The sequence below is a fragment of the Streptomyces sp. NBC_00286 genome, from assembly GCF_036173125.1.
Lineage (GTDB): Bacteria > Actinomycetota > Actinomycetes > Streptomycetales > Streptomycetaceae > Streptomyces.
In genome coordinates, this window is the sequence record NZ_CP108054.1 from 577078 (window position 1) to 602095 (window position 25018).

20 protein-coding genes are annotated in these 25018 nt (G+C 71.1%); 17 read left to right on the forward strand and 3 right to left on the reverse strand.

Annotated elements, in window-relative coordinates; translation table 11 throughout:
- The first annotated feature begins 61 nt into the window (after positions 1-61).
- The 10 genes from OHT21_RS02775 to OHT21_RS02820 all read left to right on the forward strand — a co-directional run bounded on the left by OHT21_RS02775 (position 62) and on the right by OHT21_RS02820 (position 11097).
- Complete coding sequence (locus OHT21_RS02775) at positions 62-739, forward strand: TetR/AcrR family transcriptional regulator (RefSeq protein ID WP_328766566.1); 678 nt, start codon at positions 62-64, stop codon at positions 737-739.
- Positions 740-947: 208 nt separating this feature from the next.
- Positions 948-1712, forward strand: a complete 765-nt coding sequence (locus tag OHT21_RS02780; RefSeq protein WP_328766567.1) for an SDR family NAD(P)-dependent oxidoreductase — start codon at positions 948-950, stop codon at positions 1710-1712.
- 62 nt (positions 1713-1774) lie between these two features.
- The gene (locus OHT21_RS02785) at positions 1775-2542 is read left to right on the forward strand and encodes a crotonase/enoyl-CoA hydratase family protein (RefSeq protein ID WP_328766568.1); all 768 of its coding nucleotides are present in this window, start codon (positions 1775-1777) and stop codon (positions 2540-2542) included.
- Positions 2543-2549: 7 nt separating this feature from the next.
- Positions 2550-3740, forward strand: coding sequence for a CaiB/BaiF CoA transferase family protein (locus tag OHT21_RS02790; protein ID WP_328766569.1), 1191 nt, complete (start codon positions 2550-2552; stop codon positions 3738-3740).
- Positions 3741-3804: 64 nt separating this feature from the next.
- On the forward strand, positions 3805-5568 hold the full coding sequence (locus tag OHT21_RS02795) for a class I adenylate-forming enzyme family protein (protein ID WP_328766571.1): 1764 nt from the start codon (positions 3805-3807) through the stop codon (positions 5566-5568).
- A gap of 1 nt (position 5569) precedes the next feature.
- Complete coding sequence (locus OHT21_RS02800; RefSeq protein WP_328766573.1) at positions 5570-6739, forward strand: thiolase family protein; 1170 nt, start codon at positions 5570-5572, stop codon at positions 6737-6739.
- Between the two features lie 111 nt (positions 6740-6850).
- Positions 6851-7996 (forward strand): acyl-CoA dehydrogenase family protein, encoded by a 1146-nt coding sequence (locus OHT21_RS02805; RefSeq protein WP_328766574.1) that lies wholly within the window; start codon positions 6851-6853, stop codon positions 7994-7996.
- 139 nt (positions 7997-8135) lie between these two features.
- Entirely contained in the window at positions 8136-8498 is a 363-nt protein-coding gene (locus OHT21_RS44590) for an enoyl-CoA hydratase/isomerase family protein (protein ID WP_443050617.1), read from the forward strand.
- Positions 8450-9802, forward strand: coding sequence for a CaiB/BaiF CoA transferase family protein (locus OHT21_RS02815; RefSeq protein ID WP_328766577.1), 1353 nt, complete (start codon positions 8450-8452; stop codon positions 9800-9802). The genes OHT21_RS44590 and OHT21_RS02815 overlap by 49 nt, the downstream gene beginning before the upstream one ends.
- A 383-nt stretch (positions 9803-10185) precedes the next feature.
- Entirely contained in the window at positions 10186-11097 is a 912-nt protein-coding gene (locus tag OHT21_RS02820) for an NAD-dependent protein deacetylase (protein WP_328766578.1), read from the forward strand.
- Positions 11098-11421: 324 nt separating this feature from the next.
- On the opposite strand, the gene OHT21_RS02825 is transcribed toward OHT21_RS02820, so the two are convergent.
- Positions 11422-12633: an MFS transporter gene (locus OHT21_RS02825; protein ID WP_328773941.1), complete on the reverse strand. Its 1212-nt coding sequence runs from the start codon at positions 12631-12633 to the stop codon at positions 11422-11424.
- 418 nt (positions 12634-13051) lie between these two features.
- On the opposite strand from OHT21_RS02825, the gene OHT21_RS02830 reads away from it, so the two are divergent.
- Positions 13052-13474 carry a pyridoxamine 5'-phosphate oxidase family protein gene (locus OHT21_RS02830; RefSeq protein WP_328766579.1) on the forward strand — a complete coding sequence of 141 codons (423 nt, stop codon included), beginning with the start codon at positions 13052-13054 and terminating at the stop codon, positions 13472-13474.
- Positions 13475-13668: 194 nt separating this feature from the next.
- On the opposite strand, the gene OHT21_RS02840 is transcribed toward OHT21_RS02830, so the two are convergent.
- On the reverse strand, positions 13669-15066 hold the full coding sequence (locus OHT21_RS02840; protein ID WP_443050310.1) for a TIGR04053 family radical SAM/SPASM domain-containing protein: 1398 nt from the start codon (positions 15064-15066) through the stop codon (positions 13669-13671).
- A 107-nt stretch (positions 15067-15173) separates the two neighbouring features.
- Positions 15174-16007, reverse strand: coding sequence for a DUF2249 domain-containing protein (locus OHT21_RS02845; protein ID WP_328766581.1), 834 nt, complete (start codon positions 16005-16007; stop codon positions 15174-15176).
- 438 nt (positions 16008-16445) lie between these two features.
- Here OHT21_RS02845 and OHT21_RS02850 point away from each other — a divergent pair, with 438 nt between their 5' ends.
- The 6 genes from OHT21_RS02850 (at position 16446) to OHT21_RS02875 (ending at position 25012) form a co-directional block, all read left to right on the forward strand.
- On the forward strand, positions 16446-20141 hold the full coding sequence (locus OHT21_RS02850; RefSeq protein WP_328766582.1) for a nitrate reductase subunit alpha: 3696 nt from the start codon (positions 16446-16448) through the stop codon (positions 20139-20141).
- A complete protein-coding gene (narH, locus tag OHT21_RS02855; protein ID WP_328766583.1) occupies positions 20141-21664 on the forward strand; it encodes a nitrate reductase subunit beta in 1524 nt (507 codons plus the stop codon). The genes OHT21_RS02850 and narH overlap by 1 nt, the downstream gene beginning before the upstream one ends.
- On the forward strand, positions 21661-22509 hold the full coding sequence (gene narJ / locus OHT21_RS02860) for a nitrate reductase molybdenum cofactor assembly chaperone (RefSeq protein WP_328766584.1): 849 nt from the start codon (positions 21661-21663) through the stop codon (positions 22507-22509). The genes narH and narJ overlap by 4 nt, the downstream gene beginning before the upstream one ends.
- Positions 22506-23282, forward strand: coding sequence for a respiratory nitrate reductase subunit gamma (narI, locus tag OHT21_RS02865; protein ID WP_328766585.1), 777 nt, complete (start codon positions 22506-22508; stop codon positions 23280-23282). The genes narJ and narI overlap by 4 nt, the downstream gene beginning before the upstream one ends.
- 83 nt (positions 23283-23365) lie before the next feature.
- Positions 23366-23914, forward strand: a complete 549-nt coding sequence (locus tag OHT21_RS02870; protein ID WP_328766586.1) for a vitamin K epoxide reductase family protein — start codon at positions 23366-23368, stop codon at positions 23912-23914.
- A 252-nt stretch (positions 23915-24166) separates the two neighbouring features.
- Positions 24167-25012 carry a class I SAM-dependent methyltransferase gene (locus OHT21_RS02875; protein ID WP_328766587.1) on the forward strand — a complete coding sequence of 282 codons (846 nt, stop codon included), beginning with the start codon at positions 24167-24169 and terminating at the stop codon, positions 25010-25012.
- The last annotated feature ends 6 nt before the right edge of the window (positions 25013-25018 follow it).

The following is a 25018-nucleotide window of genomic DNA, read 5'->3' on the forward strand; positions in this document are numbered from 1 at the left end:
CGCATGGCAGGGGAGCGGAGCGGCTTTGTCGATCGTTCGTTCGTTCTGGGAGGCTGGGGCCATGGATGCGATGAGCGGCAAAGCGGCGGGCAAGAGCGGCAAGGCAGCGGGCAAGAGTGGCAAGGCGGCGGACAATGGTCCCTCCAGCCCCCGGGGAAACGGCCGGGACGCCATCATGGACGCCGCACGAGATGTCTTCGCGGAGCGCGGCTACTTCGGCGCCTCCATTCGTGACATCGCCAAGCGGGCCGACATGAGTCTGTCCGCCCTCTATTACTACTACTCCGGCAAGGCGCAGCTCTTCCACGCCCTGATCGAGGACTCGCTCGACGACTACTTCCGCCACTGCGAGAAGGAACTGGCCCAGGCCGGTGACGACCCCGCCGCGCGGCTGGCCGCCCTGGTCAGAGTGACGGTCGACTACCGGGTCCGGCGGCGGGTCGAGAGTCTGCTGACCCTCCAGGAACTCCGTTATCTCGAACCCGAGTACCGCAACCCCATCATCGAAAGGCGGCACGCCGTATCGGGACTCTTCCAGAAGGCCATAGACGACGGCCTCGCCGGCGGAGTCTTCCGGACCCCGCACCCGGACGACGCCCGCCGGGCGGTCATGGCCATGTGTAACGCCGTCGCCCAGTGGTACGACCCCTCCGGCGACCTCGGGACGACGGAGCTGTGCGACCGGTACGTGCGGCTGGCGTTCGCCATGCTCGGGCACGGCGAGGCGCCGGCCCGGTAGGTCGCCCGCTCTTTTCGTCGCGGTCATTGACAGTGGGCGAGACGGCGACCTAACTTAACGATCGTTCGACAAGTACCTTCTCTCTTCATCGGCTGCGGTCCCGACCACAACGGCCGGGGCCCGTGCCCCGGCGTACGACAGCAGTCGCCGAGCCTTCGCGGCGCCGGCGGCGGCAGATCCGACACCGACTCGACCGACTGGAGCGTCCATGCAGACCAGCGGAATATCCGCAGTGGTGACCGGCGGCGCGTCGGGGCTCGGCCTGGCGACGGCACGGCGCCTGCTCAAGGCCGGCGCCCGCGTCACCATCGCGGACCTGCCCTCCTCGGACGGCGACCGCACCGTCCGCGACCTCGGCCCGGAGGCCGTCTTCGTCCCCGCCGACGTGACGAGCACCGAGGACATGACCGCCGTCCTCGACACCGCCGAGCGGACAGGAGCGCTGCGCGCGGTCGTCCACTGCGCGGGCCGCGGCGGTCCGCTCCGCGTGGTCAACAAGGACGGCACCGCCGGTGATCTCGACCATTTCCGCGCCGTGGTCGACGTCAACCTGATCGGCACCTTCAATGTGCTCCGGCTCGCCGCCGCCCGCATGGCTCGCAACGAACCACTCGACGGGGACCGCGGAGTGGTGGTCATGACAGCGTCGGTCGCGGCGTTCGAGGGGCAGATCGGACAGAGCCCGTACGCGGCGTCGAAAGCCGGAGTGGCCGGCCTCACGGTGTGTGCGGCCCGGGATCTGGCGAGCAAGAGCATCCGGGTCGTCACCATCGCGCCCGGCTTGTTCGACACACCGATGCTCGGCAGGAGGCCGAAGGAGAAGCTCGACGCGCTCGCTGCCGCGGTGCCGCACCCTCCGCGCCTCGGCGCGGCGGACGAGTACGCACAACTCGCCCTGCACATCATCGACAACGCGATGCTCAACGGAGAGACCATCCGCCTCGACGGCGCGATCCGCCTGGCCCCACGCTGAAGGCCGGCGCAACCGCCACTCCCCAACCGCGACCACCGCTTGGCCACCGCAAAGGAGCTTCCGTGGCAGACGAAGTACTGGTCGAGTACGGCGACGACGGCATCGCCGTCATCACCATCAACCGGCCCGAATCCCGCAACGCGGTCACCCGAGCCGTCGCGGAGGCGATCGCATCCGCACTGGACGAGCTGGACGAGCGTGACGACCTCGCGGTCGGCATCATCACCGGCGCGGGCGGCACCTTCTGCGCGGGCATGGACCTCAAGGCGTTTCTGCGGGGCGAGCGCCCTCACGTGCAGGGGCGCGGTTTCGCCGGCCTCACCGAGACCCCGCCGCGCAAGCCGCTGATCGCCGCCGTCGAGGGCTACGCCGTGGCGGGCGGATGCGAGATCGCCCTCGCGAGTGACCTGGTCGTCGCCGCGGAGGACGCCAAGTTCGGGTTGCCCGAGGTCAAGCGCGGTCTGGTGGCGGTGGCCGGAGGACTGCTGCGACTGCCGGGCCGGATCCCGTACCAGATCGCGATGGAACTCGCTCTCACCGGCGATGTCCTCACCGCGGACCGGGCCCACCACTACGGACTGGTCAACCGGCTCACCCCGCCCGGCGGCGCGCTGAAGGAGGCGAGGCTGCTGGCCTCCGCCATCGCCGCCAACGGTCCGCTCGCCGTACGGATCACCAAACGTATCCTCGTGGAGTCTCCCGGCTGGCCACGCGACGAGCTGTTCGACCGTCAGAAACCGATCACCGAGCTGGTGTTCAACTCGGATGACGCTCGGGAAGGCGCGTCGGCCTTCACCGAGAAGCGCGCTCCCGTCTGGCGAGGCCGGTGAGCGGCCGGTGAACGAAGAACAGGACCAGGAACGTGCGAACGGCGCCGTACCCGATGCGGCCCCGGGGCCGCTCACCGGGCTGCGGGTCATCGAGCTCGGGGGCATCGGGCCGGGGCCGTTCTGTGCGATGCTCCTCGCCGACGCCGGCGCGGACGTGATCCGTGTCGAGCGCCCGTCGGACGTGGCCGGCACGCCCGATCCCGTCCTGCACCGGGGCCGGCGCTCGGCCGCCATCGACCTCAAGCACCCGGAAGGCGTCGACGCCGTCCTCGACCTGGTGGCGGATGCCGATGTCCTCCTGGAGGGCTTCCGGCCGGGGGTGGCCGAACGGCTCGGCGTGGGCCCCGGCCCGTGCCTGGACCGCAACCCGCGCCTGGTCTACGGACGGATGACGGGATTCGGACAGGACGGGCCGCTCGCGCCGCGGGCCGGGCACGACATCAACTACATCGCCCTGTCGGGGGCCCTGGGAGCCATCGGACCGGCCGACGGCCCGCCGGTCCTGCCGCTCAACCTGCTCGGCGACTTCGGCGGCGGTGGCGCACTGCTCGCCTTCGGTGTGCTGTGCGCGGTCGTGCAGGCAGGCGCCACCGGGAAAGGCCAGGTGGTGGACGCCGCCATGGTGGACGGGTCGGCTCAGCTGATGGCCATGATCTACGGCCGTCTGCACGAGGGGCGGTGGACCGACCGCCGGGGCGTCAACTACCTGGACGGCACAGCCCCGTTCTACGGTGTCTACCGCTGCAGCGACGGCGAGTACGTCGCGGTCGGCGCGATCGAGGCGCCCTTCTTCGCCACCCTCCTGGAACGGCTCGGTCTGGTCGCGGACGCCGACTTCGCCCAACAGTGGGACCGGTCCCGCTGGCCGGTCATGCGGCGGCGCCTGGCGGAGGTCTTCGCCGCCCGGACCCGCGACGACTGGGCCGCCGTATTCACCGACGCCGACGCCTGCGTCACCCCCGTGCTGTCGCTGGCGGAGGCACCGCACCATCCTCACAACGCCGCACGCGGCACCTTCCTCACCGACGGCACGGGAGTCCTCCAGCCCGCCCCGGCCCCCCGGTTCGGCTCCTCCACCCCTCGCCGGCACCCCCGGCCGGCCCCCCTTCCGGGCGAGCACACAGCGCAGGTCCTCGCCGAGACGGGCCGGAACCCCGAGCAGATCAAGAAGCTTTTCGACGCGGAGGTCGTGCGATGAACCGGTGTACCGCGCGAAAGCCCTGCATGTCCGGCCGCGGGCCGGCGCGTGAAGGGAGCGGCACATGACCGACTACTGGCCCGCGGGACTGCCTCGCCGCCTCGACTACCCCGATGTCCCGCTCGGCGCGGTACTCGCCGGCTCCGCCCGCCGCTACCGCGACCGGGCGGCCATACGCGACGGCGACCAGGTTCTCACCTTCACCGGCCTGTACGAACAGGCTGCCGCGTTCGCACGCGGCCTCAGGTCGCACGGCATACGGCAGGGTGACGTGGTCGCCCTTCACCTGCCCAACACCCTGTGGTTCGCCGTCGCCTACTACGGCATCACGCTCGCGGGCGCGACAGCTTGCCCGGCCAACCCCGCCCAGCCGGCCAGAGCCCTGCGCGCCCAGCTCGCCGACTGCTCCGCGGCGGCCGTGGTGACCCATCCGGGGCCGGCACCGGTGCTGGCCGAGGCGATCGACGGGCTGCCGGTCCGGCTGGTCGTCATCGTGCCGCCCAGCGCATCGGCCCCCGCCGACAGGCCGGAGGACTGCGCACAGCTCTTCGGGAAGGCGGGCACCGCCCTGGAGGCCCTCGTCGCAGGCCAGAGCACCCACCCGCCACAGGTGCTGGTCCCCACCGACTCCGTCGCCCAGTACGGGTACACCGGCGGAACCACCGGGGCGCCCAAGGGGGTGCGCATACTGCACCGCAACATCGTCGCCAACACCATCCAGGTCGCCTGCTGGCGCTCCGGGGCCCTCCCCGGGCTCGACAGCGAAGGCGGTGTGGTGCTGACCCCCTTGGAGACCTCCGGCGACTATGCACTGGCACCGGGCAGCTACGCCACGCTGTGCGTCTCGCCCTTGTTCCACGCCCTGGGCCTGATCAGCCTCAACTTCTTCCTCCTGTGCGGCGCGACCACCATCCTGAGCGGCCGCTTCGATGCGGAGTCGTACCTGGAGCAGGTGGAACGGCACCGGATCGCGTACATCCCGGGCGCCCCGGCGCTCTGGCACGCCCTGCTGGCGACACCGGGCATCCGCACGCGGGACCTCAGCTCGGTCAGGGCCGTGGTGTCGGGCGGCGCCCCCATCGACACGGACTCGTTGGAGAAGCTGACAGGGGTCTTCCCCAACGCCGCCGTCATCGAGGGTTACGGCCTGACGGAGGCGACAGCAACCGTGTCCAGTGGCCCGATCGCGACGGCCGGGCTGCGCAAGCCGGGCAGCCAGGGGGTCCCCCTTCCCGACACCGAGGTGGAGATCCGGGACCCGCTGCGTCCCGGCCGGAAGGTGCCGCGGGGCGAGCGCGGCGAGATCTGGGTGCGGGGCCCTCAGGTGGCCTCGGGCTACCTCGGCCGCCCGGACGAGACCGCCGCGCAGTTCGTCGACGGCTGGCTGCGCACCGGCGACACCGGCCACCTCGACGCGGACGGCTTCCTGTACGTCTCCGGCAGATCAAAGGACATGCTCATCTACAAGGGCTACAACGTGTACCCGCGCGAGCTGGAGGACATCCTCGGCGGACACCCGGCAGTGCTCCAGGCGTCGGTCGTCGGGAGGGCCGTGCCTGCCGTCGGCGAGGTCCCCGTCGCCTTCGTGGTCCCCGCTGCCGAGCCGCGCGCGATGGCCGAGGAGTTGATGGAGTACGTCGCGGAGCGCGTGACGCCGTACAAGCGGATCAGAGAGGTCCGTTTCGTCGACGAACTTCCCCTGTCCCCGGCTGGAAAGGTGCTGAAAACCGAGCTCCGCCGCCTGGCCCGGACGACTCGGGGCCCGGGCGAACCCCCCTCGGGCACACAGGAATCCAGCGCGCCGGACACGGCGGAAAGGCAGGTCTGACATGCGTGACGCGGTCATCGTGGACGCCGTCCGTACCCCCGTGGGCAAGCGGAACGGCTCGTTGAGCACTGTGCACCCGGTCGACCTGTCCGCCGTGGTGCTGCGCGCCCTCGCCGAACGCAACGACCTGGACCCGGCGTTGGTCGAGGACGTGCTGTGGGGCTGCGTCTCGCAGACCGGTGAGCAGGGCGGCTGCGTCGGCCGTTTCGCCGTCCTGGCCGCCGGATGGCCTGAGGAAGTGCCGGGCGTCACCATCGACCGGCAGTGCGGATCCTCGCAGCAGGCGGCGCAGTTCGCCGCCGCGGGAGTGATGAGCGGCCAGTACGACATCGTGGTCGCGGGCGGCGTGGAGTCGATGAGCCGCGTACCGCTGGGCTCCGGCCGCGAGCGGGGCCCCGGCGAACCCTTCGGCCCTGCCGTGCAGGCCCGGTACGGCGTCTCACGGTTCAGCCAGGGGCTGGGCGCGGAGGAGATCGCGCGGCGCTGGCGGCTGAGCCGGGAGCAACTCGACGCGCACAGCCTCCGGTCGCACGCCAACGCGGCGGCCGCGATCGACGAGGGGCGGTTCAAGTCCCAGATCGTGCCGGTGGACGTGACGGATGAGGACGGTTCCGTACGCACCGTCGACACGGACGAGGGAGTACGGCGGGGCGGCACGGCCGCCACGATGGCGGGTCTGAAGCCCGCGTTCACCGAGGACGGCGTGGTCACGGCCGGCAACTCCTCGCAGATATCGGACGGTGCCTCGGCGCTGCTGGTCATGAGCGGCGAGAAGGCGCGTGAACTCGGTCTGCGCCCGATCGCCCGCTTCCACTCCTTCGCCGTTGTCGGAGTCGACCCCGTGACGATGCTGACCGGCCCCATCCCGGCCACCGAGAAGGTCCTGAAGCGCGCCGGTCTGGGCATCGAGGACATCGGAGCCTTCGAGATCAACGAGGCGTTCGCCAGCGTGACCTGCGCCTGGCTGGCCGAGACCGGCGCCGATCCGGACCGGCTCAACCCCGACGGCGGCGCCATCGCCCTCGGCCACCCCCTGGGTGCCTCCGGCGCCCGGTTGACCACGACGCTGCTCCACCACATGCGAGCCACCGGCGCCCGCTACGGCCTGCAGTCGATGTGCGAGGGCGGCGGCATGGCGAACGCCACCGTCCTGGAACTCCTTCCCCGCTGAGCCCGAACAGCTCGAGCAGCCGGAGCAGTTGGAGTGGCCAAGCGGCCCAAGCAGCCCGAGCCCTGGGGCCCGCTCGACAAGGCGCCCACAACCGAGGAGTGCGAAAAGCCAATGGAACCTGACGAGTTCGACGCCGTTCTGGCGGCGGTGCGGGCCTTCGTGCGCGAGAAGGTCGTCCCGCGCGAGAACGAGATCGAGGAGAAGGACGAGATCCCGGCGGACCTCCGCGAGAAGGCCGCGGCCATGGGCCTGTTCGGCTACGCCCTGCCCCAGGAGTACGGCGGCCTTGGCTTCTCCATGACGGAGGACGTGCGCCTTTCTCTGGAGATCGGCTACACCACGCCCGCGTTCCGCTCCATGTTCAGCATCAACAACGGGGTCGCCGGCCAGCTCCTGGCGAGTACCGGCACCGAGGAGCAGAAGCGGCGCTATCTGCCGCGGATGGCCGCCGGGGAGTTGATCGCGGCGTTCACGCTCACGGAGGCGGAGGCGGGCTCGGACCCCAGCGGTATCAGGACCCGTGCCGTACGAGACGGGGACGGCTACGTCCTGAACGGCAGCAAGCGGTTCATCACCAATGCTCCGCTTGCCGGTGTCTTCATGGTGTTCGCCCGCACCGGGCCGCAGAGCACGGGCGCCGAGGGGATCTCCGTCTTCGCCGTCGACGCGGACAGCCCGGGTCTCACTGTCGGTCCCAGGGACCACAAGATGGGCCAGTCGGGTGCCTTGAGCGCCGAGGTCTTCTTCGACGACGTACGCCTTCCGGCGCGTGCCCTCGTCGGAGAACGCGAGGAAGAGGGATTCCGCACCGCCATGCGGTCGCTGGCGAGGGGACGTCTGAGCGTCGCGGCGATGTGTGTGGGGCTGGCCGGGCGCATCCTGGACGAAAGCGTCGCGCACGCCTCGGTCACCCGGCAGGGCGGACGCCCCATCAGCGAGTTCCAACTCGTCCAGGCCATGCTCGCCGAGTCGCACGCCGAGAAGTATGCGGGCCGCGCCATGGTCCTTGAGGCGGCCCGCGCGTACGACTCGGGCGAGGACCGCAGGCTGGCGCCGTCCTCCACGAAACTGTTCTGCAGCGAGATGGTGGGCCGGGTGGCCGACCGTGCCGTCCAGATACACGGGGGTATGGGATACATGCGCCACGTTCCCGTCGAGCGCTTCTACCGGGACGTGCGATTGTTCCGCATCTACGAGGGGACGAGCGAGATCCAGAAGCTCATCGTGGGCAGGCAGTTGCTGCGGGAGCACGCGTGACGGGCGGCGCGGGCGGCCCCATGAGCGAGGCGCGCGAGGCCACCGGTCCGCACGGGGAAGGCGACCGGCCGTCGCTGTGCGGTCGTGGGCCGACAGGGGGCACGCCGTGAGCGAGCGGACCTCAGGGGCCGCCGTGCTCGTGGAGGACGACGGGCCGGTAAGGGTACTGACGCTTCATCAGCCCGGTCGCCACAACGCCCTGAACCTGACCGGCCGCCAGGAACTGCTCACCGCACTGCGGGATGCGTCGCGCGACGAGCGGTGCCGGGCAGTGGTGCTGAGCGGCGCGGGCGGCAGCTTCTGCGCGGGCGGCGGCATCCGCTCCATGACACCCGTCCCGGGGGAGTCCGCCGCGAGGATGGAGGTGGACGCGGGCACCGTACGAGCGATCGTCGGGACCCCAAGCCCGTGCGCGCCTGGCACAGCAGGTACGACAAGGTCGAGGAGAAACTTATGGCGAGGCCCGGCTTTCCTCCCCGGACCCCGAAGGGCGAGCGGGTGAACGTGGCAGACGCCGAGCGGATGACAGGCGCCGAGCGGATGGCAGATGCCGAGCGGACGGAACAATCCGAACCGGGACCCAGCGGTCACGACGCGGCCAAGCCGGCCGGACCACTGGCGGGCATCACGGTGGTGTCCCTGGAGCAGGCGGTGGCGGCTCCCATCTGCACCCGCACCCTCGGTGACTTCGGTGCTCGGGTGATCAAGGTGGAGAACCCGGAAGGCGGTGACTTCGCCCGGCACTACGACGACGTGGTGGGCGGCATGGCGGCGCACTTCGTATGGGTCAACCGGGGCAAGGAGTCGGTCACGCTGAACCTGAAGGATCCGGCCGGGATGGCGGTACTCCACCGGTTGCTCGACCGCGCCGATGTGATGGTCTCCAATCTTGCTCCCGGTGCCACGGCGAGGCTCGGTATCGCGCCCGCCGACCTGGCCGTCAGCCACCCGGAACTCATCGCCGTGGAGATCGACGGCTACGGGCCGGGAGGCCCGCTGTCCCACAAGCGCGCTTACGATCTGCTGGCCCAGGCCGAGTCGGGCGCATGCGCGATGACAGGCTTTCCCGGTGCGCCGGCCAAGCCGGGTCCGCCGATGGCCGACGTGTGCACCGGCCTGTATGCCGCGTTGTCGGTTCTGGCGCTGCTCTGCGGCAAGGAGCGCGGCCATGGTCGCGGCGCCGCCGCGGTCGCGGTGAGCCTGTTCGACACGATGACGGAGTTGATGGGGTATCAGCTCACCTACACGCTGCACACGGGTGTGGACCAGCAGCCGGTCGGCATGGGCTCGCCCGCGGTGGCGCCGTACGGCGCCTACCGCACAGCGGACGGCCAGACCGTCGTCCTGGGCACGACGAACGACCGCGAATGGCGGCGCTTCGCGCGTGACCTTCTCGGCCGGCCCGACCTGGCCGACGACGAACGCTTTCGTACCACCTCCGGCCGGGTCGCGCACCGTGAGTTCCTGGACGCGGAGATCGCCGACTGGTGTGCACGCCATGACCTGACGCAGGTGCAGAGCGACGCGGATGCCGCAGGTATCGGGAATGCCCGGTTCAACACACCGAGCGAGGTCATAGCCCATCCGCATCTGATGGCCCGCGACCGGTGGCGCCGGATCGACACGCCTCACGGTCAGGTACCCGCTCTGCTTCCACCTCCGGTCATCGCAGGCTACGAGCCACCGATGGGTGGGGTCCCCGCACTCGGTCAGCACACCGACGCCCTGCTCACCGAACTCGGCGTCACCGAGGACGACATCGCTGTGCTGCGCGCACAAGGCGCGGTGGCCCCGACTCCTCGCTGAGGTGCAGGCCGACCGTCGCCAGCAGCAAGAGGCCACCCACGGACAGCGGCTACAACGAAGCGCTGATCTGATCCGCTCCGCCCCGGAGAGCGAACTCCCGCTGGTGCACATACGAGGCGTAGGCCGCGACACCGGCAACGACCAGTGCACACAGCGGCCGGATCCAGGTGTCGAGATCGAAGCCCCGGCTCCCGACGTCCCCCTCCGGCGGCCCCGTGGCATCACTCGTCGAAGCCACCGCCCGGCACCCGCCCCAGTGCGCAAAGCGTGCACACTTCCGCGGGAACTCCCGGGTAGAAGCGGGATTCGCCGCGACGAACTTGTTCACAATCCAGGAGATCTTGGAACGTTCCTGGTGGCAGCCTGTTCCGTACCCTGGCGGCATGCGCATGCGCCCCACTTTGAACTGGACCCCTACTGAGGGCCTGCCGCCGGGCACCACGGACCTGGAGCCGGTCGCCGGTGCGCTTGGCATCGGCGGTGTACTGGTGCTCAGCGGGGCGGGCATCTCCACGGAGTCGGGCATCCCCGACTACCGGGGCGAGGGCGGAAGCCTGAGCCGGCACACCCCGATGACCTACCAGGACTTCACCACCAGTGCCCAGGCCCGGCGTCGGTACTGGGCGCGCAGCCACCTCGGCTGGCGTACCTTCGGCCGCGCCCGCCCCAACGCCGGACACCGGGCCGTGACCGCGTTCGGGCGGCTCGGCCTGCTCTCCGGTGTGATCACCCAGAACGTCGACGGCCTGCACCAGGCCGCCGGCAGCGAGGGCGTCGTGGAACTCCACGGGAGCCTGGAGCGGGTCGCCTGCCTTTCCTGCGGCGCCTTCAGCCCGCGCCGCGAACTCGCCCGGCGACTTCAGGAGGCCAATGCGGGCTTCGAGCCGGTGGCCTCCGCAATCAACCCGGACGGCGACGCCGACCTCACCGACGAGCAGGTCGAGGGCTTCCGCGTGGTGCCCTGCGCGGTGTGCGGCGGCATCCTCAAACCGGACGTGGTGTTCTTCGGCGAGGCCGTTCCGCCGCCGCGCGTCGAGCACTGCCGCCAGCTGGTCCGCGAGGCGAGCTCGCTGCTGGTCCTGGGCTCCTCACTGACGGTGATGTCCGGGCTCCGGTTCGTCCGCCAGGCAGCGCAGACCGGGAAACCGGTGCTGATCGTCAACCGGGACCCGACCCGGGGCGACCGGCACGCCGTCACCCGGGTCGCACTCCCGCTGGGAACAGCCCTCACCGCCGTGGCCGGCCGACTGGGCATCCCCATTGACGACGAGGCGACGGCCCGGGCGAAGGAGTGACGGTGACGGGCCGTCACCGGAGTGCATCGCGGCAGCCCTTCTTGCCGCCCTGGCTGATCACGACCTGGCTGCGACGGAAGATGTCGACTGACAAGCGATCCCTCCTGGGCTGCTGACGACGCCGGCCCCTGCGAGCGCTTGGCGATCTCCGCCATCCGGGCCACACCGCCCTCCTGAAGGGCGGGGCGGAGGTGGCTGATGAGGCGGACCACCTCGTCGTGTTCCTGGGTCAGTTCGTCGATGGTTTCCAGGGACTGGCAGCCGCAGTACTCGCACACCGGTCTTCTCCTTGATCCTCGACCTGTCGTTGCCGTCCGCTCGCCGTCAGGCAATGGTGCCCGCGGTGCGGTGCCCGCGCGGGCGGCCGGCCCGCTGCTTGCGCTCGCCGCCCTCGGCCGCGGCGCGCACCCCGGTGAGGGTGTACGCCAGCGCGGCGGCGGCCACGATCGCGAGCAAAGCGAGGCCGATCGCGTACGACTCGTACGCCCCGTACAGCGAGCCCATGACCAGCGGCGGCAGGAAGCCGCCCAGGCCGCCCGCGGCGCCGACGACGCCGGTGACCGAACCGACCTGGTTGGCCGGGGTCAGCAGGGCCACCAGGGCGAAGGTCGCTCCGCTGCCCGCGCCGAGCGCGGCGGCCATGGCCAGGAAGGCGATGGTGCCCACCGGAGCCAGCGACGGACTGAACGACTGCACGACCGCCCCGGCCACGACCACCGCCAACGAGCCGGCCAGCACCCGGGCCGGGCCCAGGCGGTCCGACAGCCAGCCGCCCACCGGGCGCATCGCCACGGCGAGGAGTACGAACCCGGCCATGCGGTTCGCGGCGTCGGCCTGGGTCAGGCCGTAGCCGGTCTTGAGGTAGGTGGGCAGGTAGACGGAGAAGGCGACGTAGCCGCCGAACGCGACCGCGTACAGCGCGGACGCCTGCCAGGTGATGGGCAGCCGGGCGGTGGCGGCCAGCCGGCGGGCCAGCGGCTGGGTGGGCACGGTGCGGCCGGGGGCATCCCGCAGCAGCAGCGCGGCGGCCACCGCGTACACGCCCAGGACCGCGGCGGTGATCAGGAAGGGGGTTGACATGCTGCCCGCGTCGACCAGCTTCACGGTGGTCAGGGCGCTGATCGCGGTGCCGCCCATGCCTGCGCCGAAGACACCGATGGCGAGCCCGCGCCGCTGGGGCGGGAACCAGGCGCTGACGAGCGGCACGCCGACGGCGAACGCGGTGCCGCCGATGCCGAGGAAGAAGCCGCCGACCAGCAGCGCGGGCAGGGAGGAGTGCCCGGCCAAGCCGAGGTAGAGCACCGGCACGATGGTGGCCGCCGACACGATCGGGAACATGACCCGTCCACCGAACCGGTCGGTCAGGGCTCCGACCGGGATGCGTCCCAGCGAGCCGACCACGACCGGCACTGCCACCAGCAGCGACTGCTCGAACGACGACAGGTCGAGGCCGTCCTTGAACCGGGGGCCGAGCGGGCTGAGCAGCGCCCACGCCCAGAAGTTCACGGCGAAGCCGACCGTGGCCAGAGTCAGCATCAGCCACGCCCGGCCGGACACCGGCGCACTCGACGGTGAACTCCCACTCTTCGACCTCAACGGCTGGACCATGTTGTCCGTCCCTTTCCTCTTCACGGTGGTACGGCTCCTCTTCACGGTGGTACGGCGCCACCCGGAACGCACGTGCACCGCAGGCCCCTTGCCTGCGGAACGGCATCCCAGAACCACTGTCCGCATCACGGCTCACCGGAGGCATGGGCCATGAGTCCCTGCCGACGGACAGACGGTCCCGAGGTATGGAGCCGGCAATCCCTCCGTACGGCCCCTTGCGTCAGCTGCCCGCACGGCTTCCGCGGAACAACGGCAGCCGGCGGGCCTCCTCGCACGGCGAGGAGGCCCGCCGGGGTAGGGCCGGTCGGCCCTACCCCCACAGGACGGCTGCGGTGACGATGGACTGATGTTCCAGAATGACGCCTTTCGCGCACTCGACCGGCAGGAGAGCCTGCGCCTGCTGGCCAAGGTGCCGGTCGGCCGCGTGGTCTACACCCGGCAGGCGCTGCCCGCGGTCCTCCCCGTCAACTTCTCGCTGGACACGGACGCCTCCGTCCTGCTGCGCACCTCGCCGGACTCGGACCTCGTACGCGCCATCGACGGCGTCGTCGTAGCCTTCGAGGCGGACGAGTTCGACGCGGCGACCCGGTCCGGCTGGAGCGTGGTCGTCACCGGCCGGGCCGCCGTAGTGACCGACCCGGCCGAGCACGAGCGGCTGTCGCAGGCCGGCCCAGCATCGTGGATGCCCCTGCGGGAAGCGGTGTTCGTACGGATCGAGTCCGAGATGGTCACCGGACGCGAACTCAGGGGGACGCGCGGCACGCAGTGAAGCGTGGCGCGTCCCGCCGCAGCCCGCCGCACGGACTGGGCGCGAGCCGACCGTGCGGAGTCAGTCCGTCGGCTCCGACCTTGTATCGGTCCTCATGTGCGGAGTCTCCGGCTCCGGCCCTGTGACGGTCCCAGGCACGAGATGTGCGGATGCACGGGGCGTACGGCCACCGTCCGGGCCGTAGCCGAAACGGATCAGCATCTGCGGATGGCATCGTTTGTCTCGCGGGAGGGCCGTCGCGGCCCGCAGGTCGGACCATTCCATGGCCTGGTGCAGGAGTGAGGTCCGCACCCCGTGTGCGGTGGCCGTGAGGATCGGGGCGGCCCTTGGCGTGGGCGATGCCGTGACCAGCCGCGGCGAGCATCACCACCACGAACAGGGCGAGTTTGGTGGCGAGGGTGCGGCCGTAGCAACGCGGCCAGTTCCCGCTGGTAGGGGAAGGAGCCAGGGACGTAGCCGCACCAGGGCTCCTCGGCGTACGGGTCGCCGGTGACGCCGTACGCTCGCGACCGTGACCCGCCGCAGACCCGGCGGAACTCACACGCCCCGCACCGGCCGCCGAGCCGGTCGGCGTCCCGCAGCCCGGTGAACAGCTCGGAGGTGCGGTAGATCTCCGTCAGCGGTGTCTCGCGGACGCTTCCGGCGCCCAGCGGCAGGAAGCCGCTGGGGTGCACGGTGCCGGTGTGGGAGACGAAGACGAAGCCGCGCCCCGCGTTGACGTCGAGCGGCGGTCGCCGTACCCGGCGCGTCCCCGCGTCCAGGCCCAGCTCGGCGGCACGGACTGTCAACTCCCGGTAGAGCGGCCCGAGTTCGAGTGCCTCGACGTGGTCGTCGCCGGTGGCGGCAAGGATCTGCCGTTGCAGGGCGACGCGGCGGAAGTGGTGGGCCTCGGTGGTCTTGGCGGGCACGGACAGGCCTACGTCGTAGACGAAGTTGAGGACGTCCTCCACCTCGTCCGGGGTGAGTACGCCGAGGCTGCGGCCACGGCCGGTGGGCACCAGGAAGAAGGCGCTCCACAGCATCGCCCCGTGCTCGGCGACCAGGCGGACGATTTCGGGAAGATCGTGCAGGTTGTGCCGGGCGACCGTGGTGTTGATCTGGACCCTCATGCCGAGGGCGCGGGCAGCGTCCCAGGCGTCCATCGTCCAGCGGAACACCCCTGGCACCCCACGGAAGGTGTCGTGGATCTCGGCGGTGGAGCCGTCAAGGCTCAGCGAGAGCCCGGCCGCGCCTGCCGCGTGCAGGTCACGCAGCCGCTCCGCGGTGAGCGTCGGCGTACCGGACGGGGACACCGCAACCCGGACGCCGACCTCCTGGCCGTACGCGATGCGCTCGTTGAGGTCGGGCCGCTGGAACGGATCACCGCCGGTGATCACGAACAGTGGGGCGGGCCGGCCGAACGCGGCCACCTGGCGCAGCAGGTCCCGCGCGGCGGCGGTGTCCAGCTCGCGCGGGTCGCGGTCGGGCACCGCCTCGGCGCGGCAGTGCAGGCAGGCCAGCGGGCAGGCCCGGGTGGACTCCCAGATGACGATGAAGGGCCGTTCCCCGGCGTCGTGCCGCTGGCGTCGGATGGCCTGGGCAGTGGCGTTCATCGCGCGGCCCTTCCCAGCGCCCTGAGGCTGCGTCCGGCCACCCTGGAGTCAGGGCAGACCAGGCGGGCAACGTCCGCGCGCCGCCGGGAAGCCGGGGTAACGACGGGTTAGCGGTGGCTGAGCCGCAGCCGCCAGGTTTCGGGGCCGCGTTCCAGGTACTCCACGGCGAAGGCTCCCGGGCTGCGCTGTTCGATCTGCGCGAGCAACGGCACCAGGTCGTGCGGGGCGACCAGCACCATCGCGGTGCCCGCCGGAACGGCGTCCAGCGCGCCGAAGACCGTGGCGTGGCGCAGGGCGTGCGGAACCTCCGTCACGTCCAGTTCGGGTACGGCCGTCTCCTCCGCGCCGCCGCAGCCGCATACCCCGCCGCAGCCGCCGGTCTCCTCGGTCTGCCTTTCTCGCATGTCCTGTCCTTCCTCGATGTCCTGATCTTCTTGGGCACTCCTGTTGCCCGTGTCGGTGGCGAGCCGGTGGTGCATGTCCGCCAGCAGCGCGGCCAGGGAAACCTCGGGCGTCATGGCGAGCAGCGGCAGCACGAGGCCGTTCTCCTTGGCCACGTGTTCTTCGAAGAGCACCTGCAGGGCCCGCGCGTCGGCCGCCGCACCAGCTGGGCCGGGTGCGGCACGCAGGGCGTCGACGAGCGCGGTGAGGCAACGGTGCTCGCCGATCAGACTCTCGATCAGCAGGCGGGCCTCGGGCATGCCGTGCGCGACGGGGTAGAGGGCGGCTTCCTCGGCTGCGGCGTGCGGCAGCAGCGAACGGTCGCAGAAGGCCACCAGCCCGGCGTGGATCTTCTCCGCGGCGCTCGGGTCGCGGTCCACGGCGGTGAGCAGCAACTTCACCCGCCCGGCCAGCTCCCCGGCCAAGCGGGCGTGATGCGCCTCGGCGCCTTCAAGGGCCGTGGCCTCCTCGGGAGCCGAGGCAAGGGTGAGCACGCTCATGACGGTGTCTCCAGCAGGTCTCGATCGGCTCGGCCGACCGGTGCGGGTGTGTATGGCCTCCCGGAGTGTCGGCACCGGAGCATTCCGGGATGCCGGCACCGGGGAGGAGGATGCCGCGCCCGGCCGCAAGGGACGGCCGGGCGCACGACCGAACCGGGCGCCACGCGCCCGCTGTACGCGCTACACCTGCGGCAGCCAGGGACGGGGGAATTGGCCGCCCGGCAGGCACGGAATGCGGTCGTACAGTCAGTTGGGCATCTGCGGTTCGATCAGTGCCCAGCATGCAACGCCGGCCTCACCCGGCTCCCCGGCCGACCGGACCCCACCACCAGGGCCATTGGGCCCTATCACGACCGCTCAGAGGGGGCCGGAAGGTCGCCCGGCAGGGACCGCCGGACCCAGGCGCGACGCGGCGCGCGACACATAGCGTTCCGGGCCATGGAGAACGATCAGAACGCACGACGCCAGGAGTCGCGCGCCGGTGAAGGCTGGCCGCTGGCCGCCCGGCGGCTGCTCACCCGCCGTGAGGTGTCGGCCGACGGACGCGCCGTGTTCGGCGAGAACGACGGCAAGTGGGAGGGCTTCTACCGGGACCGCTGGTCGCACGACAAGGTGGTGCGCTCCACGCACGGGGTGAACTGCACCGGTTCCTGCTCGTGGATGGTGTACGTCAAGGACGGCATCATCACCTGGGAGCACCAGGCCACCGACTACCCGTCCATCGGCACGGACTGCCCCGAGTACGAGCCGCGCGGCTGCCCGCGCGGGGCGTCGTTCTCCTGGTACACGTACTCGCCCAGCCGGGTCCGCTACCCGTATGTGCGGGGCACGTTGCTGAAGCTGTGGCGCGAGGCCCGGAAGCGGCTGGGTGACCCGGTGGCGGCCTGGGCCGAGATCACGTCCGACCCGGCGAAGGCCCGCGCCTACAAGCGGGCCCGCGGCAAGGGCGGCCTGGTGCGCGCGGACTGGGACGAGGTGAGCGAGCTGATCGCCGCCGCCCAGGTGCACACCATCAAGGCGTACGGCCCCGACCGCGTCGCCGGCTTCTCCCCGATCCCGGCGATGTCGATGGCGTCCTTCGCGGCCGGCGCCCGCTTCATGTCGCTGATCGGCGGCACGCTGCTGTCCTTCTACGACTGGTACGCGGACCTGCCGATCGCCTCCCCGCAGGTCTTCGGCGACCAGACCGACGTCCCCGAGGCGGCGGACTGGTGGAACGCGGGCTACCTGATCATGTGGGGCTCCAACATCCCGGTCACCCGCACGCCCGACGCGCACTTCCTGACCGAGACCCGTTACAACGGCACCAAGGTCGTCGCGGTCAGCCCCGACTACGCGGACAACGTCAAGCACGCCGACGAATGGCTCGCCCCGCACCCGGGCACGGACGGGGCGCTGGCGATGGCCATGGGCCACGTCATCCTGCGCGAGTTCCTCGTCGACCGCGAAGTGCCGTACTTCCAGGACTACCTGCGCAAGTTCACCGACGCCCCGTTCCTGGTGACCCTGCGCGAGCACGAGCGCGGACTCGTCCCCGACGGGTTCCTGACCGCCGCCGAACTCGGCCATGAGGACGAACATGCCGAGTTCAAGACAGTCCTCCTGGACGGGGCCACCGGCGAACCGGTGGTCCCCGGCGGCTCGCTCGGCTTCCGGTGGGGGGAAGCCGGGCGAGGCCGCTGGAATCTCGAACTGGGCGATGTCATACCGGAGTTGAGCCTCATCGACCGCGCCGAGGACACCGCCGAGATCGCGCTGCCCCGGTTCGACGAGGGCGGCACCGAGGGCGGTTCGGTCATGGTCCGGGGCGTTCCGGTCCGCCGGATCGGCGGACGGCTCGTGACCACGGTCTTCGACCTGATGCTCGCCCAGTACGGGGTCAAGCGGCCGGGTCTGCCGGGCAACTGGCCGGCCTCGTACGAGGACGCGTCGCAGCCCTACACGCCGGCCTGGCAGGAGACCATCACCTCGGTCCCGGCCGAGCAGGCGGCCCGTATCGCCCGGGAGTTCGCCCGCAACGCCGAGCGCACGAACGGCCGCTCCATGATCGCGCTGGGTGCGGGCACCAACCACTGGTTCCACTCGGACACCATCTACCGGGCGTTCCTGGCGCTGACGACGATGACCGGCTGCCAGGGCGTGAACGGCGGCGGCTGGGCGCACTACGTCGGCCAGGAGAAGGTCCGCCCGGTCACCGGGCAGCAGCACCTGTCGTTCGCCTTCGACTGGCAGCGGCCCACCCGGCACATGGCGGGCACCTCGTACTGGTACCTGAACTCCGACCAGTGGCGCTACGAGGCCTTCGGGCCCGACGAGCTGGCGTCCCCGCTCGGTGACGGCCGGTTCAAGGGCAAGGGTTTCGCCGGCTGCCTGGCGCAGGCCGTGCGGCTGGGCTGGTCTCCCGGTCACCCCGGCTTCAACCGCAACCCGCTCGACCTGACCGACGAGGCGGCCGCCGCGGGCCGCCCGGTCGCCGAGCACATCGTGGACGAGCTGAAGTCCGGACGGCTGCGGTTCGCCGTCGAGGATCCCGACGACCCGGCCAACTTCCCCCGCGTACTGACCGTCTGGCGGGCCAACCTGCTCGGTTCCTCCGGCAAGGGCAACGAGTACTTCCTGCGCCATCTGCTGGGCACGGATGCGGCGGTCCGCTCCGAGGAGACCCCGCCCGAGGCTCGCCCGAAGGACGTGGTGTGGCGGGAGGAGGCCCCCGAGGGCAAGCTCGATCTGCTGGTCACGATGGACTTCCGGATGACCTCCACCAGCCTGCTCTCCGACGTCGTCCTGCCGGCCGCCACCTGGTACGAGAAGGACGACCTGTCCAGCACCGACATGCACCCCTTCGTGCACGCCTTCACCCCGGCCATCGCCCCGCCCTGGCAGGCCCGCACCGACTACGACACGTTCCTGACGATCGCGGACCGGTTCAGCGAGCTGGCCGCCGAGCACCTCGGCAAGCGCACGGACGTCCTCGCGGTGCCGCTGCTGCACGACACCCCGGACGAACTCGCCCAGCCCGGCGGCGTGGTGCGCGACTGGAAGACCGGCGAGTGCGAGCCGATCCCCGGCCGCACCATGCCGAAGCTGGTCGTCATCGAACGGGACTACGCCGCGACCGCGCAGAAGATGCGCGCCGTCGGCCCGCTCCTTGACACCCTGGGCACCACCACCAAGGGCGTCACCGTCCACCCGAACCAGGAGATCGACGACCTCCGGCGCCGCAACGGCACCGTCAGGGACGGCATCGCCGCCGGACGCCCCTCGCTCGCCACCGCGAGCCACATGTGCGAGGCGATCCTCGCCCTGTCCGGCACCACCAACGGACGCCTGGCCACCGAGGGCTTCCGGGAGCTGGAGCGGCAGACCGGCAGCGAGGGCCTGGTGGAGCTCGCCTCCGAACGGGAGGCGGAGCGGATCACCTTCGCCGACACCCGCACTCAGCCGCGCTCGGTGATGACGTCGTACGAATGGTCCGGCAGCGAAACCGGAGGCCGCCGCTACTCCCCCTTCGTCATCAACACCGAGCACAAGAAGCCCTGGCACACCCTCACCGGCCGCCAGCACTTCTTCGTCCAGCACGACTGGATCAGCGAGATGGGCGAGCAACTCCCCGTCTACCGGCCCCCGTTGAACACACCCCGGCACTACGGGAACGAGCAGCTCGGCGGCGACCGCGCCGAAGTCACCGTCCGGTACCTGACCCCGCACTCCAAGTGGTCCATCCACTCGAACTACCAGGACAACAAGTACATGCTCGACCTGTCCCGCGGCGGCCCGGTGATCTGGATGTCCACCGCCGACGCCGAGAAGATCGGCGTCAAGGACAACGAGTGGATCGAGGCGTACAACCGCAACGGCGTCGTCGCCGCCCGGGCCGTGGTCACCCACCGCATGCCCGAGGGAACCGTGTACATGTACCACGCCCAGGACCGCAACGTGAACGTCCCCAAGACCGAGGTCAGCGGCAAACGCGGCGGCATCCACAACTCCCTGACCCGCCTCCTGCTCAAGCCCACCCATCTCGCGGGCGGCTACGCCCAGTTCACCTACGCCTTCAACTACTACGGCCCGACCGGCAACCAGCGCGACGAGGTCACCGTGATTCGCAGGCGCTCCCAGGAGGTCGATTACTGATGCGCGTGATGGCTCAGATCGCGATGGTCATGAACCTCGACAAGTGCATCGGCTGCCACACCTGCTCGGTTACCTGCAAGCAGACGTGGACCAACCGCACCGGCGTCGAGTACGCCTGGTTCAACAACGTCGAGACCAAGCCCGGCGTCGGCTACCCCCGCCGCTACGAGGACCAGGAACACTGGAAGGGCGGCTGGATGCTCGACAAGCGCGGACGCCTCGTCTTGCGCTCCGGCGGCCGGATCAAACGGCTCCTGTCCCTCTTCTCCAACCCCGACCTGCCGTCCATCGAGGACTACTACGAGCCGGTCACCTACGACTACGACAACCTCGTCAACGCCCCGGCCGGCAAGGACATCCCCGTCGCCCGCCCGCGCTCCGTCCTCACCGGCAAGCCCACCGCCATCACCTGGGGCGCCAACTGGGAGGACGGCCTCGGCGGTGCCCCCGAGAACGCCGGCGGCGACCCGAACCTGACCGGCGAGTGGGCGGAGAAGGTCAAGTTCGAGTTCGAGCAGACCTTCCTTTTCCACCTGCCCCGTCTGTGCGAGCACTGCCTCAACCCGGCCTGCGTGTCGGCCTGTCCGTCGGGTGCGATGTACAAGCGGGTCGAGGACGGCATCGTGCTCGTCGATCAGGATCGTTGCCGGGGCTGGCGAATGTGCGTGACGGCCTGCCCGTACAAGAAGGTGTACGTCAACCACGCCACCGGCAAGGCGGAGAAGTGCACGTTCTGCTTCCCCCGCATCGAGGCCGGGCAGCCCACCGTCTGCTCCGAGACCTGCGTCGGCCGCCTGCGCTACCTGGGCCTGCTGCTGTACGACGCCGACCGCGTCGGCGAGGCCGCCGCCACCCCCGACGAGCAGGACCTGCTCGACGCCCAGCGCGGTGTCGTCCTCGATCCGCACGACCCCGAAGTCATCGCGGCGGCAAGGGAGTCGGGCATCCCCGAGGACTGGCTGGACGCGGCCCGCCGCTCCCCCGTGTACGACCTGGTCATGCGCTACAAGGTCGCGCTGCCGCTGCACCCGGAGTATCGGACGCTACCGATGGTCTGGTACGTGCCCCCGCTCTCCCCCGTCCTGGACGCCGTGGGCGCGGCAGGTGGCAACCAGGACGACCCCGACCATGTCTTCGCCGCCGTCACCCGGCTGCGGATCCCGCTGGAGTACCTGGCGGAACTGTTCACCGCCGGAGACGCGGACGTGGTCGCCGGGGTGCTGATGAAGCTCACCGCCCTGCGCTCGTACATGCGCGAACGCACCCTCGGTGAGGACGGCGACGAGGCAGCGCTCAAGGCCGTCGGGCTCACCGCCCGCGAGGCGGAGGACCTGCACCGCCTGCTCGCCATCGCCAAGTACCAGGACCGGTACGTCGTTCCCGCCGCGCACAAGGAGGACGCCGCCGCGCTGACCGCGATGGAGAACCGCTGCCCGGTGGAGTCCGCAGATGAACCGTCCGACCGCAAGGTGATGCTCGGCATCCCCACCCTGCGCCGCAGCACCGCTGGAGGCCGTTCGTGAGCCCTCCCCCAAACTTCGTCCGGGGGTGCCCCCAGCCCTCGACGGTTCCCGCCGTCATCCGCTCCCGTGTCCGGGCCGCCGTGCGCCGCCCGGGTCGCGCGGCCCGCTCGGGACGTCCGACCCTGCTCACGCCGGAGGAGATCCAGGACCGGGCACTGCTCCTGCGCCTGTGCTCACTGCTCCTGCAGTACCCGGACACCGAACTCACCGCCTCCCGCCATGAGTTGACCACGACCATCGAGGCACTGCCGCCCTCGCCCGCCGCCGAGCACCTGGCCGCCTTCACCACCTGGTTCGCCGACCAGGAACCGGAGGCACTGGAACGCCACTACGTCGAGACGTTCGACCTGCGCCGCAAGAGCAGCCTCTACCTCACCTACTACCTGCACGGCGACACCCGCCGCCGCGGCATGGCCCTGCTCACCCTCAACCAGCGCTTCCGGGCCGCGGGTTGGGACACCGACGGCGGCGAACTGCCCGACCACCTCCCAGTCGTCCTCGAGTTCGCCGCACTGGCGGGCCCCGGCGGCGGCGAGGCACCGCTGCGCCAGCACCGCCGCGGTCTTGAGCTGATCCACCGCGCCCTGGCCGACGCCGACTCCGCGTACCGGCACGTCCTGGCCGCGCTGCTCACCCTGCTGCCACCGCCCACCGAGGCGGACCGCGCGGCGGTGGCCCAGCTGGTCGCCGAGGGCCCGCCGAACGAGGAAGTCGGCCTCGACCCCTATGGGACGTACGGGGACGGGGTGTTCGCCCCGCCGGGCACCTTCGTGCCGCCGATGCCCGCCCCGCCGACCCGCGTGCCGCCGCCCGCCCCGACCAGCCGTACGGAAGGACCCCGATGAACACCTCGCTCTCCGCCTCGGTGAGCGGCGCCGATCTGCTCCTGTGGGTCGCCGTCCCCTACATCTGCCTCGCCGTGTTCGCCGTCGGGCACGTATGGCGCTACCGGCAGGACCAGTTCGGCTGGACCTCCCGCACCAGCCAGCTCCTCGAACACCGCTGGCTGCGCTGGGGCAGCCCGCTGTTCCACCTGGGCGCCTTCATGGTGATCGCCGGGCATGTCGTGGGACTCGCCATACCCGACTCCTGGACCGAGGCCGCCGGCATCAGCGAGCACGCCTACCACACAACTGCCGTGTGGGCAGGCTCCGTTGCGGGCATCGCCATGGTCGCCGGGCTCGGCATGCTCTGCGCCCGCCGGCTGCTGAACCGCCAGATCCGCCGGGGCACCGACCGCAGCGACAAACTCCTCTTCCCGCTGCTGTCCGCCACCGTCCTGCTCGGCATCACCGCCACCGCCGCGCACAACGTCTTCGGCGCCGGCTACGACTACCGCTCCACCGTCTCCGTATGGTTCCGCGGCCTGTTCGTCCTCCAGCCACAACCGGAGGCCATCGCCGGAGCCCCGCTGCTCTTCCAGCTCCACGCCCTGACCGCCTTCCTGCTCTTCGCAGCCTGGCCGTTCACGCGCCTGGTCCACGTGTGGAGCGCCCCGATCGGCTACCTGGCCCGGCCGTACCTGGTCTACCGGCGGCGGGCCACACCGGCTGCAGTCCCGACGACCGCGGGCCGGACCCGGCCGGCCTCCGGCTCCGGCTCGCGGCGAGCCGCATGAGTCCCGAGCCCGCGCTCGCACCGGACGCCACGACCACCCGGCACACAGAGGGAGTGGGAGCGAGCCGCCGAACGGGATGGGTGATGACCCTCACCGGAACCGTCGGCTGGCTCGCCTCCTTCCAGCTCACCGTGGACGACTGGCGGCTGCTCCGCGACCCCGCCTACCAACCGCCCTGCAACATCAGCCCCGTCGTGAGCTGCGGCAGCGTGATGTCCAGCCCGCAGGGCAGCCTGTTCGGCTTCCCCAACATGCTGCTCGGCCTCGGCGCCTTCGCCGCCGTGACCGCGCTGGGCATCGCCGTGCTCTCCGGAGCGCGCCTGCACCGGCGGCTGTGGCTCGCGCTGGACGGCGGGGCGCTGGTGGCGGTGGCGTTCGTCCACTGGCTGATCGGGGAGTCGCTGTACGAGCTCAACAAGCTCTGCCCGTACTGCGCCGCCATCTGGATCGTGACCATCGCCCTGTTCTGGTATGTCACTTTGCACTGCCTGGAACGGGGAATCGTCCCCGTTCCCCGGGGTGTGCTGTACGTCCTCCGGGACACGCACTGGATGCTGCTCGGCGCCTGGTACGGGGTGATCGCGATGCTCGTCCTCACCCGCTTCTGGCCGTACTGGAGCAGCCTGCCGTAGGCAACCAGTCCTTGTGCCGGGACCCGGCCGCAGTTCGATGCACGGCGCGCATGGCCGACGTCGCACGCCAGCCGTGCTCGGAGCCGTACTGAAATGGGTTTTCCATGCGGTGCCCATGCGCGAATCGCGCAACCGGCGCGGACGTGCCCCACTGGGCCCTTCAATCGGGACGTTCGGCCCCCGCGCCCGCCCATCACCCCGGATTAGGTTCGCCTAAGTGGTACCGATGCAGGCAGAGAGCGAGGCACGAACATGGCATCGACAGAACCTTCGGCCCTGCGGGACAACTTCCCCGTTCCCGGCGACGGACTGGACGCCGCTCGTATGCCCGGCCACTGGCTGCTGGCCCGCCTGGGCAAGCGGGTGCTGCGCCCCGGCGGTCTGGAGCTGACCCGGTGGATGCTGGACGCCCTGGGTGTGGATCCGGAGGACCGGGTGGTGGAGTTGGCCGCCGGCCTCGGGGCCACCGCCCGGCTGACCCTCGCCCGCCACCCGGCCGCCTACACCGCCGTCGACCGCGACCCGACCGCCGTGGCCGCGCTGAGCGCCCTCGCCGCGCCCGGCCCGACCGAGATGCGTGCCGTACGGTCGGACGCCGCGGACACCCGGCTGCCGGACGGCGACGCCAGCGTCGTATACGGGGAGGCGATGCTGACGATGCAGCCCGAACCCGCCAAGCGGCGCATCGTACGAGAGGCCCACCGCCTCCTCGACGACTCCACCGGCCGGTACGCCATCCACGAACTGTGCCTGCTGCCCGACGACTTGGACCCTGCCCTCGCCGAACGGATCACCGCAGACCTGCGCGAGGCCATCCACGTCGGCGCCCGCCCCCTGACGCCCACCGACTGGACCGAACTCCTCGCCGACGAGGGCTTCACCGTCACCGCGCACAAGACGGCACCGATGGCGCTGCTCGAACCGCGCCGGCTCGTCGCCGACGAAGGGATGGTCCCCGCGCTGCGCATCGCCGGCCGGGCGCTGCGAGACCCGGCCGCCCTGCGCCGTGTGCTGCACATGCGCCGCGTCTTCCGACGCCACCGCGCCCACCTGGGCGCGATCAGCCTGCTCGCCGTCCCCACCCCGTCCAAGGCTTGAGGAGAC